Annotated in this window: 17 protein-coding genes and 1 other annotated feature; all 17 genes read right to left on the bottom strand. The window is 44.6% G+C overall.

What is annotated here, in order from left to right; translation table 11 throughout:
• Positions 1–249: 249 nt before the first annotated feature.
• The 17 genes from ACFQPF_RS10430 to ACFQPF_RS10350 all read right to left on the bottom strand — a co-directional run bounded on the left by ACFQPF_RS10430 (position 250) and on the right by ACFQPF_RS10350 (position 16,325).
• Complete coding sequence (locus tag ACFQPF_RS10430; protein WP_379749343.1) at positions 250–1,164, bottom strand: RluA family pseudouridine synthase; 915 nt, start codon at positions 1,162–1,164, stop codon at positions 250–252.
• Complete coding sequence (lspA, locus tag ACFQPF_RS10425; protein ID WP_379749341.1) at positions 1,157–1,618, bottom strand: signal peptidase II; 462 nt, start codon at positions 1,616–1,618, stop codon at positions 1,157–1,159. The genes ACFQPF_RS10430 and lspA overlap by 8 nt, the downstream gene beginning before the upstream one ends.
• 617 nt (positions 1,619–2,235) lie before the next feature.
• Positions 2,236–4,998 carry an isoleucine--tRNA ligase gene (gene ileS, locus ACFQPF_RS10420; protein ID WP_379749339.1) on the bottom strand — a complete coding sequence of 921 codons (2,763 nt, stop codon included), beginning with the start codon at positions 4,996–4,998 and terminating at the stop codon, positions 2,236–2,238.
• Between the two features lie 187 nt (positions 4,999–5,185).
• Positions 5,186–5,411 (bottom strand) — a binding site (T-box leader).
• Positions 5,412–5,463: 52 nt separating this feature from the next.
• Positions 5,464–5,964, bottom strand: coding sequence for a DivIVA domain-containing protein (locus ACFQPF_RS10415; protein ID WP_379749337.1), 501 nt, complete (start codon positions 5,962–5,964; stop codon positions 5,464–5,466).
• Positions 5,965–6,048: 84 nt separating this feature from the next.
• Positions 6,049–6,822, bottom strand: a complete 774-nt coding sequence (locus ACFQPF_RS10410; protein ID WP_379749335.1) for a YlmH family RNA-binding protein — start codon at positions 6,820–6,822, stop codon at positions 6,049–6,051.
• Between the two features lie 26 nt (positions 6,823–6,848).
• Complete coding sequence (locus tag ACFQPF_RS10405; RefSeq protein ID WP_379749688.1) at positions 6,849–7,109, bottom strand: YggT family protein; 261 nt, start codon at positions 7,107–7,109, stop codon at positions 6,849–6,851.
• A gap of 27 nt (positions 7,110–7,136) precedes the next feature.
• The gene (locus tag ACFQPF_RS10400) at positions 7,137–7,556 is read right to left on the bottom strand and encodes a cell division protein SepF (RefSeq protein WP_379749333.1); all 420 of its coding nucleotides are present in this window, start codon (positions 7,554–7,556) and stop codon (positions 7,137–7,139) included.
• Positions 7,556–8,245: a YggS family pyridoxal phosphate-dependent enzyme gene (locus tag ACFQPF_RS10395; protein WP_379749331.1), complete on the bottom strand. Its 690-nt coding sequence runs from the start codon at positions 8,243–8,245 to the stop codon at positions 7,556–7,558. The genes ACFQPF_RS10400 and ACFQPF_RS10395 overlap by 1 nt, the downstream gene beginning before the upstream one ends.
• Complete coding sequence (pgeF, locus tag ACFQPF_RS10390; protein ID WP_379749329.1) at positions 8,242–9,072, bottom strand: peptidoglycan editing factor PgeF; 831 nt, start codon at positions 9,070–9,072, stop codon at positions 8,242–8,244. The genes ACFQPF_RS10395 and pgeF overlap by 4 nt, the downstream gene beginning before the upstream one ends.
• Before the next feature lie 81 nt (positions 9,073–9,153).
• On the bottom strand, positions 9,154–9,438 hold the full coding sequence (locus ACFQPF_RS10385; RefSeq protein WP_379749327.1) for a YlmC/YmxH family sporulation protein: 285 nt from the start codon (positions 9,436–9,438) through the stop codon (positions 9,154–9,156).
• A gap of 124 nt (positions 9,439–9,562) precedes the next feature.
• Positions 9,563–10,345 (bottom strand): RNA polymerase sporulation sigma factor SigG, encoded by a 783-nt coding sequence (sigG, locus tag ACFQPF_RS10380; protein ID WP_379749325.1) that lies wholly within the window; start codon positions 10,343–10,345, stop codon positions 9,563–9,565.
• A gap of 268 nt (positions 10,346–10,613) precedes the next feature.
• Positions 10,614–11,333: an RNA polymerase sporulation sigma factor SigE gene (gene sigE / locus ACFQPF_RS10375; protein ID WP_379749323.1), complete on the bottom strand. Its 720-nt coding sequence runs from the start codon at positions 11,331–11,333 to the stop codon at positions 10,614–10,616.
• 18 nt (positions 11,334–11,351) lie between these two features.
• Positions 11,352–12,287 carry a sigma-E processing peptidase SpoIIGA gene (gene spoIIGA / locus ACFQPF_RS10370; protein WP_379749321.1) on the bottom strand — a complete coding sequence of 312 codons (936 nt, stop codon included), beginning with the start codon at positions 12,285–12,287 and terminating at the stop codon, positions 11,352–11,354.
• A gap of 367 nt (positions 12,288–12,654) precedes the next feature.
• Positions 12,655–13,821, bottom strand: a complete 1,167-nt coding sequence (gene ftsZ / locus ACFQPF_RS10365) for a cell division protein FtsZ (RefSeq protein WP_379749319.1) — start codon at positions 13,819–13,821, stop codon at positions 12,655–12,657.
• A 33-nt stretch (positions 13,822–13,854) separates the two neighbouring features.
• The gene (gene ftsA, locus ACFQPF_RS10360) at positions 13,855–15,132 is read right to left on the bottom strand and encodes a cell division protein FtsA (RefSeq protein ID WP_379749317.1); all 1,278 of its coding nucleotides are present in this window, start codon (positions 15,130–15,132) and stop codon (positions 13,855–13,857) included.
• Between the two features lie 125 nt (positions 15,133–15,257).
• Positions 15,258–15,611 carry a small basic family protein gene (locus ACFQPF_RS10355; RefSeq protein ID WP_379749315.1) on the bottom strand — a complete coding sequence of 118 codons (354 nt, stop codon included), beginning with the start codon at positions 15,609–15,611 and terminating at the stop codon, positions 15,258–15,260.
• Positions 15,612–15,614: 3 nt separating this feature from the next.
• Positions 15,615–16,325, bottom strand: a complete 711-nt coding sequence (locus ACFQPF_RS10350; RefSeq protein WP_379749313.1) for a DUF881 domain-containing protein — start codon at positions 16,323–16,325, stop codon at positions 15,615–15,617.
• Between the last annotated feature and the right edge of the window lie 4 nt (positions 16,326–16,329).

The following is a 16,329-nucleotide window of genomic DNA, read 5'->3' as shown; positions in this document are numbered from 1 at the left end:
GACGCCTAGCCTTTAAGTCAGCCTTAGTTGACCTTATACTTTGTTCGTCAACTTTTTGACTGCGTCGAATTCCTACACTGTTAAAAAGTTATACTTTCTTAAAGTATAAAAAAATCCCCCCGCCGCATGACGAGAGGACAGGACAAACAAACGAATTTGCTCCTTGGATCGTTTCCTTCTCAGCCTCACGGGACTAAAGTTAAAGGACTATTTAAGTTACTGTGATTATGACAAACTTCTACAATGCTGTCAACTGCTTTTACGCAAATAATCTAAAAGATTCTGCATGTCTTCAGGCATTGGAGCAGAAAACTCCATATATTCTCCCGTTCGCGGATGAACAAAGCCGAGCGTCTCCGCGTGAAGGGCCTGTCCGCCAATATCAAGTGTCTTGCGAGGTCCGTACTTTGGATCGCCTGCCAGCGGATAGCCGATGTAACGCATGTGCACTCTGATTTGATGCGTTCTTCCTGTCTCAAGCTGGCATTCTACGAATGAAAAGTTCGGGAATCGCTCTAACACATTAAAATGTGTGACCGCATCCCTGCTGTTATCGTCTGTTACGGTCATTCTTTGACGGTCGCTTTTGTCTCTGCCGATCGGCGCATCCACTGTTCCAAAATCATGAGGCAGAACACCGTGAACGATCGCTTTATACTTTCGAGTGGTCGTCTTGTCTTTCAGCTGCTGAACGAGAGACTCATGAGCTTTATCGTTCTTAGCGACCATCAGCAGACCTGAAGTATCTTTATCAATTCGATGGACGATTCCTGGTCGCAGGACGCCATTGATGCCCGAAAGATCCTTACAGTGAGCCATCAGCCCGTTAACAAGCGTTCCAGAATAGTTGCCCGGCGCCGGATGGACGACCATTCCGCGCGGTTTGTTGACGACAAGAACATCACTGTCTTCATAGATGATTTCAAGATTCAAATCTTCCGCTTCCACTTCGTACACGACAGGTTCAGGAACGACGATTTCAATGCTGTCGCCTTCTGAACATTTATAGTTCGTTTTGACCACATTGCCGTTCACGAGAACGATGCCTTCCTTGATCCACCCTTGAAGCTGCGAGCGCGACCAGTCTTCTTGAACATCCGATAACACTTTATCGATGCGCTGGCCTGCCTGCACATCATTTACAACATGTTGAAACTTATCCATTTTGTTTCTCCTTCTTGCCTTCCAGCACACTGTGAATAAAAATAAGCCCTACACCGACCACTAACGCAGAATCTGCTACATTGAAGATCGGAAAATCATAATTGAAAATATAAAAATCAAGAAAATCGACGACTTCACCGCGAAACAGCCTGTCTGCAAAATTTCCTAACGCGCCTCCGAGAATTAAGCCTAACGCCGACTTAAAGAGTGCATCTCCCGACTTTTTCATGAGCATATACACAACGGCGGCAACTACTGCAGTCGTGATGATGATGAAAAACCAGCGCTGGTCCTGCAGAATGCCGAAGGCCGCTCCCCTGTTTCTGTGAGAGGTGATATAAAAGAAGTCCTGAATGACCGTAATAGACTCTCCAAGCTGCATACTTCCCACAATCCACCACTTTGTCAAGTGGTCAACAACAAACACGGCAAGGGCCAATAAAAAGTAAACCACAATCATATCCCCCGTATCTATATTATGTACTTTTGCATTGTAGCACATTAAAAGCGGCATTCACAATTGAACTGAGAAGATTAGTGATTAGAATAAATAGAATTCAAAAAAGTGTTGATTTCCGCAACAGGCGCACGCTTACCCAGAGGGGCTAGCCCTTTCTGCTGCTGGACAAATTGAAAAGCAGGAATGGCTCGTTAGCCCCGACCAGCAGTAGGTGAACGGGCAAGGAAGGCGCACTTTGCCTTACTGGACCATTCATCCTTCTGACTCTATGGGCTAGCCGACGGAGCTAGACGAGGTGAGACCCAACGCTCTCCACGCTCCATTGAAGGATTTCATTTTCTCAATCCCACTCGCTGGATAAGGAAAGCTGCGCAGCATGACATCAAACGCAAGAAAAAGTGACTTTCTTTTTCGAGAAGTCTGCGCCTTACACTCCAATCAACTATTCTAAAGATGTATTAAAGAGGATACTGAAGAAAATTCATTCCTTCTATTGGACTTGCTCCTAGCCCTTCAATTGCAGCAACTTTCCGTTTGATTATGTTTTAATACGATATACGAAAAAATATAAAAAGGACACTGCACGAGCATGTGCAGTGTCCTTGATTTTTTTATGCGTAATGTTTTTCTACGATTGTGCTGCAGCTCGCACATAGTGTTGGGTGTTTTTCGTCTGAACCCACATCGGTTGTCACGGTCCAGCAGCGTTCGCATGTTTCACCTTCTGCGGCTTTGACGACAACGGATGTTGTACCGTACACTCGTGCATTCTCTGGTGCGGATGCTTTTTCTCCGGCAACAGCGGCGTTTGAAACGATAAACAGCTTGTTAAGATCGTTCGTCTTCTCAAGCCAGCTCTTCACTTCTCCATCCGCATAAAGCTCGATGGAAGCGGTAAGTGATTTCCCGATCACCTTTTCATTACGCGCTTCTTCAAGCGCCTTTAACACTTCATCACGGATGTCCATAAAACGGTCCCACTCTTTAAGCAGGGCTTCTCCATTGGCAAAGGAGCGCTCTTCTGGCATATCCGTCAGCTGAACACTTTCTTCTGTCACTCCTGGGATGAAAGGCCATACTTCATCAGCTGTATGCGCGAGCACTGGCGCCGAGAGCTTTGTAAGTGCAACAAGCGACTCATAAAGAACGGTTTGAATGCTTAATCGCTTATGGTCATCACGGCCCTGAATGTACAGGGTATCTTTAGCCATGTCCAGATAGAATGAGCTTAGTTCAATCGTGCAGAAGTTGTGAATCGTGTTATAGACTGTCAGGAACTGGTACTCTTCATACGCTTTTTTCACCTTGCTGATAACTTTGTTCAATTTCACAAGCATATATTGCTCAAGCTCAGGCAGCTGATCATAGCTTACAAGATGCTTGGCGGGATCAAATCCATCCAAGTTCCCTAGAAGGAAGCGGAACGTGTTGCGAATCTTGCGGTACACTTCTGCAACCTGCTTCAGGATATCATCTGAAACTCGAACGTCAGACTGATAATCAACAGAAGAGACCCATAAACGGATGATGTCTGCTCCGAGCTGGTTCATCACCTTGATCGGATCCATCGTATTCCCGATTGATTTGCTCATTTTGCGCCCTTGGCCGTCAAGTACAAAGCCATGGCTCAGAATTGTCTTGTATGGTGCGCTTCCCGTGATTGCTACAGATGTAGAGAGTGAGGAGTTGAACCACCCTCTGTATTGGTCAGAACCTTCAAGATACAGGTCTGCAGGACGAGTCAGGTCTTCTCTTTCTTCAAGAACCGCCCAGTGTGACGTACCAGAATCGAACCAAACATCCATGATGTCTGTTTCTTTTGTGAATGTACCGTTCGGGCTGTGAACCGATGTAAAGCCTTCTGGAAGAAGATCCTTTGCTTCACGCTCAAACCAGACGTTGGAGCCATGCTCTCTGAAAAGCTTAACAACATGAGCGATCGTCTCTTCTGTGATGATCGCCTCACCGTCTTCTCCGAAGAAGACAGGAATCGGTACGCCCCATGCGCGCTGACGGGAAATACACCAGTCTTCACGATCTTTGATCATGTTATGGAGCCTCGTTTCTCCCCAAACAGGAACCCAGTTTACATCACTGATCGCCTGCAGCATCTGCTCGCGGATTCCCTTAATGGATGCGAACCATTGTGCCGTCGCACGGAAGATGACCGGTTTTTTCGTACGCCAGTCATGGGGATAAGAGTGAGTGATGAAGGACATAGAAACGAGAGCGCCCTTTTCTTTCAGCTGTTCTGTGATCGGTTTATTGGCTTCGTCATAAAAGAGTCCCTCAAATCCAGGAGCTTCTTTAGTCATCACACCTTTATCATCAACCGGGCACAGCACTTCCAGACCATAGCGCTTTCCAACTAGAAAATCGTCCTCACCGTGTCCTGGAGCTGTATGGACACAGCCCGTACCTGCGTCAGTTGTAACATGCTCTCCGCACATCACAAGAGAATCACGTCCGTATAGTGGATGTTCTGCTACGATATGCTCAAGCTCAATCCCTTTTACCTTTTTGACAACTGATGCTTCTTCCCAGCCAAGTTCTTTTTTTAGATTCTCTAAAAGAGCCTCAGCGACTACATATTTACCGTTCTCCGTTTGAACTGAAACATATTCAAGATCGGGATGTACCGAAATCCCAAGGTTAGCTGGAATCGTCCAAGGTGTTGTCGTCCAGATGACGATCTTTTCATCTGCGTCTAGTACACCTTTTCCGTCCTTCACACCAAATGCTACATAAATGGAGGCTGACTTTTTGTCATGGTATTCTATCTCCGCTTCTGCAAGTGCTGATTCAGATGATGGAGACCAGTAGACAGGCTTTAATCCTTTATAGATCAGTTCACGCTTCGCCATTTCACCGAAGACTTCAATCTGGCGGGCTTCATATGATTTATCGAGTGTGATATACGGGCGGTCCCAGTCACCGCGCACGCCGAGACGCTTAAACTGCTCACGCTGGCGGTCTACTTGCGTGAGGGCATATTCTTCACAAAGCTTGCGGAATTCCGCTACTGAAAGCTCTTTTCGTTTTACTTTCCCGCTTTTCGTTAATGCCGTCTCAATCGGAAGTCCATGTGTGTCCCATCCTGGAACATATGGTGCGTTGAAGCCTGTCATCGATTTGAAGCGGACGATCATATCTTTTAAGATTTTGTTTTCTGCATGGCCGATATGGATATCTCCATTCGCATATGGCGGCCCGTCATGCAGGATAAAATCCGGTCGTCCTTTTGTGCGCTCCTGCACTTTTTTATAGATGTTCATTTCATTCCATTTCGCCTGAACTTGCGGCTCTCGCTGCGGCAGGTTGCCTCGCATCGGAAATTCTGTCTTCGGCATCAACAATGTATCTTTGTAGTTCATAGCCATCCTCCTGAATTGTGATAAAGAAAACTCGGCTGACTCCAAGTCTTTTCGGCAGCCCTAGTTAACCTTATACGTTGTTCGTTAACTTTTTGACTGCGTCTTATTCCTTCACTGTTAAAATGTTATCCTTTGTAAAAGGGTAAAAAATAAAAAACCTCCCCGTCCCTGCTTTAATTATCATTAAAGCAGGGACGAGAAGGTTATCCCGCGGTACCACCCTGGTTGGACTGGCAGATGCCAATCCCGCTTGTTCATCCTTTAACGCGGATGAAGCGCCTTTGCTTACTTCAATTTTCAGCAATGGAACTCAAGGGCGATCTTCAAGCATACCTCTTTATACCGGCTTTCACCATACCCGGCTCGCTGAATAAAGAACCAGCATGCTTTACTGTCCCTGTCATAGTCTGCAAGTCATTTTTCTTATGAAAGTATATGCGAAATGACTATCAGAAGTCAAGTTTGTTATTTTACCTCTTCTAGCATATAATCTTCATATTTTTCAGGCGCGTTCAACGCATCCCAGTCATCGTTCTTCAGCATTTCAAGCTGTGCCTCGATGAGCATGCGGAAACGCGTACGGTAAACGGAAGACTGCTTTTTCAATTCATCGATGTCCATAACAATTTTTCTTGATTTAGACAGCGCTTCATTGATGATGCGGTCCGCGTTCTTCTCCGCTTCTTTCACGATCAGTCGCGCTTCTTTATTTGCCGTGCGCTTCACTTCTTCTCCGGTTTCCTGTGCGATTAAGATAGATTTGTTCAGTGTTTCTTCAATATTTTTAAAGTAGGAAATCTTTTCTTCCAGCTTTGAGACGGTTTCTTCTAGTTCCTTTTTCTCACGGATTACCGCTTCATAGTCTTTAATAACCTGATCGAGGAAATCATTGACCTCGTCTTCACTATATCCGCGAAATCCTCGGGTGAATTCTTTATTATGAATATCCAACGGTGTTAAAGGCATGAAAGCCACCTCCAATTGATGCAAATTTTTCTTACCTTCTCATTTCGACAATATTATCGGCATTTCCTTCTAGCTTGTTTACTTTTATTTTAAAATTCCGTAGCGGATCCGCTGTTTGTCTTTCTTTGTCTGCCCGTCAATGGAGAAGAGCTTGCTCCGCCCATAGCCTCTAACGGAAACATAGTCTCCGCCTTCAAGCTCAAAAGATGTGTTTTCGACTTGTCTCCAGTTCACCTTCACTTTCCCGCCTGCAATGAGTGCTGAAGCTTTAGAGCGAGAGATCGAGTACATTTCACTCATCACTGCATCAAGCCGGAGTGATGAGACAGTGCCGTTTTTTTCCGTATATTCCTCCCTGGCCCCTAGAAACATTCCGGGTTCAAGCTCGTTTAATGTGACGGAAGCTCGACCTGCTTTCTCAAAACTGAGTCTTAGATACCCTGCTATCTCACTTGCAGCTGAGAGCTGAATGGTTTCGCCGCTGATAACGATGTCACCGTACTTTTCACGCTTCACACCAAGGTTCATAAGCGCACCAAGGATGTCTTTATGTTCGAGTTTCACGAATTTAGCAGGATAGTTCACTTCAAAGCAAGTGATAGAAAAGTCCTCGTTCTCTGCCGGAACGAATGGAGGATGAATCAGAGCACGCTTGCGTTCTGAATAGGAAGAGCCTCCCCAAAAAGAGAGGCTCACATCCGGGTGGTTTCCAATGACCTGCTGCAGGATAAACTGTTCTCTCGGATTCAGAAAGTCTGTCAAGCGGACTGTATACTGCTCAGCCACTGCTAGCTTCCATCCGTTCACTTTATCGATAAAAGCATGCTCTTCTGGCCTGTAATGCTGATAAATGTTCATCGTTCTACTTCCTGTCTTTTTATACTCTAAAACATGTGAACTAAGTAGCGGACTCCATTCTCAGCAAAACGCAGGGCAAATAGCGCGACGATCGGTGATAGGTCGATCATCCCGAGCGGAGGAATAATGCGGCGGAATGGCGCCAGATAAGGTTCTACCATTCTTGCAAGAAACAATCCGATAGAGGATTCCCTCGCGTTAGGAAACCATGAAAGTAATATGTAGCCAATTACAAGATAGGAATAAATCTGCATAACTTTTATTAAAATAGCACCGATAGTTTCGATCAACCTGTTCCTCTCCTGCCCTAAAATTTAGTCTTGATCTGCCATTTCAGAAATCGTTCCGGATACATCCACGTTCTCCGGTGTGCAAAGAAATGTGTTCGGTCCAAGCTTTTGAATATCTCCGCCGATCGCATACACGGTACCACTTAGAAAATCGACGATTCTCTTCGCTTGGTCATGAGCAATGCGCTGGAGATTCATAACAACGGCTCGGCGGTTTTTTAATTGATCCGCAATATCCTGAGCTTCGGCATAAACGCGCGGCTCAATCAATACCACTTTCACTTGCTGCTGAACACTTTGCAAGCTCACTACGTTCTGCTTTACCTTTTTCGTGTGGCTTGGTGTGATCTCTTCTTCCTCTTGATCTTGTTCTTCTGTTTCTTCCTCATAAATATACTCATCATCCATATCAAAAAAACGTTTAAATTTCGTTTTAATGCCCATCAGGACACCTCCTCTTTTTCATTTCCAACAAGGCTGCTTCCAATGCGAATGAATGTAGCACCCTCCTCAACGGCAATTCTATAATCATTTGACATACCCATTGATAGTTCACTGCAAGGAGCATGGTGCAGACCGCGCTGCTGTATGGATACCTGCAGTTGTTTAAGCTGTCTGAATACATCACGGAGTGTCTTTTCATCCTCTGTATACGGAGCCATTGTCATGAGCCCAACGATTTTGATCTTGTCGAGCTTACCTACTTTATCGACAAAACTCATCACATCGTTTACATCCAATCCGTGTTTGGACTCCTCTTTTGACACATTCACCTGCAAAAAGCAGGAAATGACACTGTCCGCACGTTTTTGAATTTCCTCTGCAAGTGACATTCTGTCAAGTGAATGAATATAGTCGGCGTGAGGCAGAACATCTTTCACTTTTCTCGTTTGAAGCGTTCCAATAAAATGCCAGACTGCATTCTCTGGCAACTGCTCTTTCTTTTCCAGCAATCCTTCCAGTCGGTTCTCACCAAAATGGACAACGCCTGCCTCAGCTGCTTTTAATGCTGTGTCAGCACTCACATATTTCGTAACAGCAATAATATTAACGTCCTCAGGTTTTCTATTTTTTCTGCTGCATGCTTCTTTAACGCCTTCCTGCAGCCTATTAAAGTTGCTTTGTATGTTCACGAGTCAGGTGAATCTCCTTTCAGCATGATATAGCTCATCATGCGGCCCGTCACTCCTCCGTCTTTTCGATAGGAAAAGAACAGGTCATTTCGGCAGCTTGTACAAAAGTTCGATACCGTTATATTTTCCTCACGAATACCAGAAGAGATCAGCAGCTGCCGGTTGGCTTCTTTTAAGTCAAGCATATATTTACCTTCACCAGCAGGGGCAGCTGCTCTGTTAGCCTTGTTGCCAAGCACTTCCGTCATTCGGGACATCACATAATCATCTACTTCATAGCAGCATGGCCCAATCGAGGGGCCGATCGCCGCCATTATGTCCTGCACTTCAGCTCCCTCATCATCTGCCCATCTTTTTACCATCTGTCCTCCAATATCCAGAGCAGTCCCTTTCCAGCCAGCATGCGCGAGTCCTGCTAGTTTTTTGCGGTGATTGTAAAAATACAAAGGCACACAATCTGCATAAAGGGAAGTCAAAAAGACATCTTGCTCTGCCGTATAAAGGCCGTCGGTCATCTTGATCGCAGATTCATAATCCATTGACCCGAACCCTGCATCCTTAGCAGATACTTTGTGTATGTGCGCCTGATGCACCTGCTCTGAACCTGTCCAGCAATCTGCCGGAATGTTTAATTCGGCCGAGACAATGGTTCGATTGGTTCTGACTGTTTCTGGATTGTCATTCACATGAAATCCCATGTTCAGAGAGTGATAAGGCGCTTCGCTTGTACCGCCTTCTCTCATGGTCATTCCCGCAATGACACTTTTATACTCCTCTTTCCATTCCATCAGTTCAAAAAGCAAGCCGCTTTCTTTAAACGATTCCACTTTACCTTCACATCCTGTCCAAAAAAACATGGATTTTACGCTATTTTACCATATTTCTTGGCGGGAAAGAAAAGAGAACCGTTATTTTGACTGATCAAACGGTTCCTTCATGTATTCGTTGCTGTCGCTTGACTCCATGTATCTGACCAATATAACATCGGCTCCGATTTTCACTATATTTCTCCAAGGTATCACGATGTCGCTTTCACGAGCAAAGAAGCCCAGCATCCTGCCTTGGCCTGGAATGATCAGCGCGTCGATTTTTCCTGTATTTAAATTGATCTCTAAGTCAGCGATATGTCCAAGCTTTTTTCCGTTAGCCACATTCACAACATCTTTTACTTGAAAATCAGAAATTTTGTTCATTCCATTCCCCGCCCTTCATCTTTAGTGTATTTATATGATTCAGCTGCGGAAAACATGTTATCGGGAAGCGGTTCAGGGATTGCTGAAAACAGAAAAAACCCGCAAAAAGGGGCGGGTTCATACTTTAGCTGCTTTGTATGTTCTTGTTCATTTGTGAGATCGCTGCTTTTTCCAGCCTTGAAACTTGTGCCTGTGAAATCCCGATCTCATCAGCTACTTCCATCTGTGTTTTTCCTTGAAAAAACCGCATGGTCAAAATCATTTTTTCGCGTGCGTTCAGCCTTCTCATCGCTTCCTTGAGCGCAATCTCTTCAATCCACTGCAAGTCTTTGGCTTTATCATCACTGATTTGATCCATTACATAGATTGGATCTCCACCATCATTGTAGATGGGTTCGAACAATGAAACGGGATCCTGTATCGCGTCAAGGGCGAACACCACTTCTTCTTTGGGCACATCTAGGACTTCGGCTATTTGCTGCGCTGTCGGTTCGCGGGACAGCTTGTTCATCAGCTGGTCTCGAACCTGAAGAGCTTTATACGCGATATCTCTTAAAGAACGGGACACTCGTATCGGGTTGTTGTCCCGTAAATACCTTCTTATTTCTCCGATGATCATCGGGACGGCATACGTTGAAAATTTGACGTTTTGCCCTAGATCAAAATTATCAATCGATTTCATCAGCCCGATGCAGCCGACTTGAAACAGATCATCGACATATTCTCCCCTGTTGTTAAAACGCTGAATCACACTAAGCACAAGCCTTAGGTTTCCGTTCACAAGTGTTTCTCTTGCATCCGGGTCTCCTTTTTGCATCTTATCAAACAAAATCCGCATTTCAGGATTCTTTAAAACAGGCAGCTTTGATGTATCCACGCCGCAGATCTCTACTTTATTTCGACTCAAGTGATTTCCCTCCTGCATGGAGATTTCTGTCAGATTAAGTATGACCTTGCAATGGGAATTTTATGCACTTGAGAAAATCAGCGGTGGACACATGCTCAAAGAGGAAATCCCTTTTTTACAATGATTCTGGTATAGAAAACTTGGCTGACGCTAAGCCTTTTACGTCACCCTTAGTTGCTCGTATACTTCATTCCTAAACATTTTGACTGCGTCGAATTACTCCCCTGTTGATTTTAAGTAAAAAAAAAAATGCGCACAGGCACATTTTTCAGACCATCTTATTAAATTCCTTTTGCAGCCTTTTAATGATTCGCTTTTCTAAGCGCGAAATATACGATTGAGAAATGCCGAGCATATCGGCTACGTCTTTCTGCGTTTTTTCTTCACCGCCTGAAAGCCCAAAACGAAGCTCCATAATTTGTTTCTCTCTGTCGTTTAGTGTAAATAATGCCTTTAAAAGCAGTTTTCGGTCAACATTTGCTTCAATCCGCCTAGTGATGATGTCATCTTCTGTTCCAAGTACATCGGACAGCAGTAGTTCATTCCCATCCCAATCTACGTTCAATGGTTCATCGAACGAAACTTCAGATCTTGTTTTGTTGTTGCGCCTTAAATACATAAGGATTTCGTTCTCAATACAGCGTGACGCATATGTAGCCAATTTGATCTTTTTCTCAGGATTAAATGTATTGACGGCCTTGATTAAGCCAATCGTGCCAATACTGATTAAGTCTTCAATATTAATGCCCGTATTTTCGAACTTCCTGGCAATATACACGACTAGGCGAAGATTTCTTTCGATGAGCATGGATTTCGTTGCTTTGTCACCTGACGGCAGCTTTTCTAGCAGCAGTGCTTCTTCTTCCTTGCTCAATGGAGGAGGCAACGCTTCATTTCCCCCAATATAATAAATCTCATCCGATTTCAGCCCTAATTTGAACAGCAGTTTATACCATAACAAAGAAAGCTTCAGACGCCACTTAAACATATGACCCTCTCCCTTGTTTTAAAATGATGATGCCGGAACCGCTTGTACAGCTTGTGAATCAGCAGCCAAAACTGGATGAAGGATGCAATCAAACTGCCCGTCCGCAGATAGATTGGTCATGCTCAAGCCAACAAGTGCTTTACCCGTGACCCATTCACGGCCGCTGTGGCGTATTTGGATCCGATCTGGCTTTACGCAAAGCAAGAACTGCTGATGTCCGACTGAGCGAAATGGGACGAGACGCAGCTTCGACTCCCAATCGGGACTGATTTCACTTTCCCCAAATTTTGTATAGTCTGCCGCTAGTTGCCGGATGTTTTCTGGAAAATGCCCGGCATGAACGTTCAAATCAAGTATGAGTACCGGCAGTCTCGATACAGGATCATATAGCTTGTTTCCACTGTCGATCAAAGCTTTAGTCAAGATGGCCTCTCCATTGAACCAGATAGTGGTTTCCGTCATCTGCTCATAGCTGATCCGCTGCACTTTGACGTCATCCGCACGCTTTCTGGAAAAGAAGATCAAGGCTGGAAAGCCAAACGCGACAAACACCCAGCTTATAGGGTCTCCCATTCCGTTTCCTGAAGATGTGACCATCATTCCTTGAACAATTGCTGACTGGCTTTGCATAAAATAATGGGCAGCGAATATTCCTCCGCCAGTGATAAAGGATACAAAATAAAACATGGCGACATTTTTTAAAAGAAAGCTTGGTTTTTTAAACCCGAAAGACATAAATAAGATAAGGACTGAAAATAAAAACTTTACGAATGGGTGATACAAAAACGATAACTCTGGAAACAAAATGATAAAGACATAGCTTGAAGCAACAGCTGATGACAGAAAAATTTTACCCCACTTAAACGAGCGCTTTAGCAGCCATCCCGTAAGCCAGATCAGCAGAAAATCAATGCAAAAATTCATAAACCAAATGACATCCAAATAGAGGGTCACCGGTTAGCCCCTTTCAAAAGTTTGAAACAAGTATACCCCACTGCCTGGCTTGAAGTCTGTCAGTTTTTGGGCTGTTTTTCCAACTTATTTTCTGTTTTTTTGTCAGTTTATCTTGCTGTGCAGAAATTGCCTTTTGTAGCCTCACTTACAGCTCATAAGATGGGAATTTTAGAAAACAGAGGAGTAAGGTGTGAAGGATGAAAACAGCGTAAAGACACTATGCTGACACGAATTCTTTCAGTCATCCTTAGTTGCCCTTTTATTTATCCTTGAACTTTTTAACTGCGCCAAATTTTTCTTCTGTTAAAAATTCTCTTTCTCAAAATACAAAGAAAGCCGGCTCAGAGGGAGCCGGCTTTCTTTGTATTTATCTTCTTCTGTTGCGGTTGCGGTTTCTTAAGAACGTAGGGATATCGAGCGTATCTCCGTCTCCTCCATTGTACACAGGGGTGCTGCGCGTCTCAGCAGTCTGTTCTTCGCGTGCAGGCTGCTGTTGCTGCTGCATAGAGGACGTTTGGTTCTGCTGCGGCGGCTGCTGCTGGAATTTTGGACGCTGCGGCTGCAGTGTACTCATGTTCTCATTTTCGTCAAAGCCTGTTGCAATGACGGTTACAAGAATTTCGTCCTTCAATTCTTCATTGATGACGGATCCAAAAATCATATTCACTTCAGGATCTGAAGCAGATGAGACGATATCTGCTGCTTCGTTCACTTCATAAAGGCTAAGGTTATTGCCGCCTGTAATGTTCATAAGAACACCTTTGGCACCGTTGATCGATGTTTCCAGCAAAGGAGAGGATATCGCTTTTCTTGCTGCTTCCGCTGCACGATTCTCCCCAGTCGCGACACCGATACCCATCAATGCTGATCCTTTTTCAGTCATGATTGTTTTTACATCGGCAAAGTCAAGGTTGATCAATCCAGGTGTAGCAATCAAGTCAGAAATACCTTGAACACCTTGGCGAAGCACATTGTCCGCTTCACGGAAAGCTTCCAGCATCGGTGTGTTTTTGTCAACAATTTCAAGCAATCTGTCATTCGGGATAACAATCAGGGTATCAACCTTTTCTTTAAAGATGCTGATTCCGCCGATCGCCTGGGTAGACCGCTTTCGGCCTTCAAACGTAAAGGGACGTGTTACAACCCCTACTGTAAGAGCTCCCAGCTCTTTTGCGATCTCAGCAATAACAGGTGCCGCACCTGTTCCGGTTCCACCGCCCATACCAGCTGTGACGAACACCATGTCTGCTCCGCGCAATGCTTCTTCAATCTGCTCACGGCTTTCTTCCGCCGCCTTTTTGCCGATTTCAGGATTCGCGCCTGCACCAAGGCCTCGTGTCAGCTTTGTGCCGATTTGCATTTTGACTTGTGCTTTAGAAAGATTGAGAGCCTGTGCATCGGTATTCACACAGATAAACTCTACTCCTTGAACTCCGTGCTCGATCATGCGGTTAACAGCATTTCCGCCGCCCCCGCCGACACCGATGACTTTTATCGTAGCAAACTGATCCATATTCATATCAAACTCCAACATGAGCGTTCCTCCTAATGACTAGTAACCTTAATCTTATTCGAAAAATAAGCCGAACCAGTCTTTCACTTTAGATTTTACACCGCCGTTTGCTTTTTCCTGCACTTTCGGCTGTGACTGTTTCTTTTTAGGCATCGCTTCGTTTGTTTCTGAAGCAAGCGCTGCAGCGACCTCTTTGCCTTGAATCCTTAAATTTTCATGCGAGAAATGGATAAGCCCCACACCTGAAGTATACTGAGGCTCTCTGATGCTGATATAGTCCGGCTTAGAAACTCTTACATTTGACTGGAAAATGTCAATTGCAAGCTCCAAAATGCCAGGCATATTAGCCACCCCGCCTGTTAGGACAAAGCCTCCGGGCAGTTCAGTGAAACCTAATCTATGAAGCTCATCGTCTATCATTTCAAACATCTCCGCGAGCCTTGCTTCTACGATGACACTCAAATCGTATTGGGAAATTTCCTGCGTCTGCGAGGAGCCAATCTGGGAGACGGTAAACGTTTCATCCTTTGAAGCATGATCAACGAATGCATGTCCGTGCTTCAATTTGATGCGCTCTGCATCCTCTGCTGAGGTGCGAAGGCCGATGGAAATGTCTTTTGTAATGAATTCTCCTCCGACAGGCAGGACCGTTGTCATTTGCATGATGCCCTGCTCGAACACAGAAACAGTCGTTGAACCGCCTCCGATATCAATCAGTGCGACACCCAGTTCTTTTTCATCAGCAGACAATGCGATGGATGCAGTGGCAAGCGGTTCAAGGCAAATATTAGCTACATATAATCCTGCTTTTTCCACACATCTGCGCAAGTTATGTAAATACGTCTTGGAACCTGTAATGATAGTACCTTCCATCTCCAGGCGGACTCCGTATATTTCACGAGGATTCTTAATCTCATCGCGGCCATCTACAATGAACTGTTCAGGAACAATATCGATGATTTCGCGTTCAGGAGGAATGGAAATAACCTGAGCCGCCTCGATCACACGCATTATGTCTTCATCACCAATTTCACGGTCTTCTCTAGAAACGGCTACCACTCCGTGACAAGGCTGCAGCTGGATGTCATTTCCTTTAACACCAAGTATACATGAATTAATCGGTATTCCAAGCATCCTTTCTGCCTGGTCTACCGCTTTTTTTATGGAACGAACAGTTTCATCGATATCAACAATGGATCCTTTTCGGATTCCAGCGGCTTTTGATTGCCCCACTCCAATGACATTAAAGGATTCACTGGTCATTTCTCCAATGATAACTTTAATATTGGATGTACCGATGTCTAGACTTACATAAAATTCGCTGCTGTTCATTCTTTGGCACCTCCCTGTTTTCTTTGATTCCTGTCTTCTTCATTGATTGGAATAATGATTTCTTGAATTACATTCCACATATCGAGGGTATTCCCTCTTTTTTTTTCAAGTTTTTTCAATAATTTTTACGCTTTATTACGGCTGTCGTTCCATTTTGAAATCATGAGTCTCCTTATGACCGCAATATTGTTGAACAGCCTAACACCGAACGCAAAAATGGCAGCCAAATATAAATCGATGCCCAAGTGCACCCCTAAATAGGCAAGGGCAGCTGCAAGAAGAATATTGAAGAAGAAACCTGAAATGAAGACTTTGTCTTCAAATGTCCCCTGCAGCTGGGCACGTATCCCGCCAAATAGGGTGTCAAGCGCGGCGAGGACAGCTATCGATAAATAGTTGGAATATTCTGGCGGTACTCGAAGTTCCGACATATAACCGAGTGTCAGACCTATAATTAAACTTAGTACGGGCAGCCACATTTCTTAAGAATCCTCCTTCACTTGCTTCATATATTTCACACGGAGCGGCTCTGTATAGGCAGGCAGAACGATCTCGTTTGAAACGGCTGCTTCGACATAAAAGTTTTCTCTAATAAAGTCCTCGATTGCCGGGGAGGCTATCATTTTTTGATGCAGCTTTTCACTGTCATCACTCAAAACTTTTATTTCAACCGGAAACGATGACAGCGGCTCGTTGTTAACATAGATGCTTTCATTCACTTCCCTGATCGGAGTTCTAGAAACGACCCTTTGGTCATCAATCGCTATCTCCTTTGCATCATAGCGATTAAGCTCGTTGATCAGACGGCGAAGCATATCTGGGTACAGCTGCGGGACAGGAGTGTCGTTTCCGACAAGACCTTCATTAAATGGTTCGATAGTGATTGTGATTCCTTGTCCGCTAATACTGGTCAATCCTGCTTGTTTTTTTAAATCCTGCAATGCCAGCTCCATCGCTTCGTTCGCTGCATTTTGCCCCTTGGCTGAATATTGCTGGAGAAGCTCCTCATTTTTCCTGATTTCTTCATTCAGCATCTGCTGTCTTTTTTTCTCTTCCTCCAAATCGGCCCGAAGTTCCCAGATGTCACGCGTATCCCTTTCAACAGGGTTGTTCGCCGTTTGAAATTGAACGGACACCATCAGCCCAAGCACGAGTGCAATAAACGCAAGCATATATTGTCGATTCATTTTCATACAA

The sequence above is a fragment of the Fictibacillus iocasae genome, from assembly GCF_042665465.1.
In the GTDB taxonomy this organism is placed as follows: Bacteria; Bacillota; Bacilli; order Bacillales; family Fictibacillaceae; genus Fictibacillus; species Fictibacillus iocasae.
The sequence above is the reverse complement of the archived record's forward strand: the minus strand, read 5'-3'. Positions and strand labels throughout refer to the sequence as shown.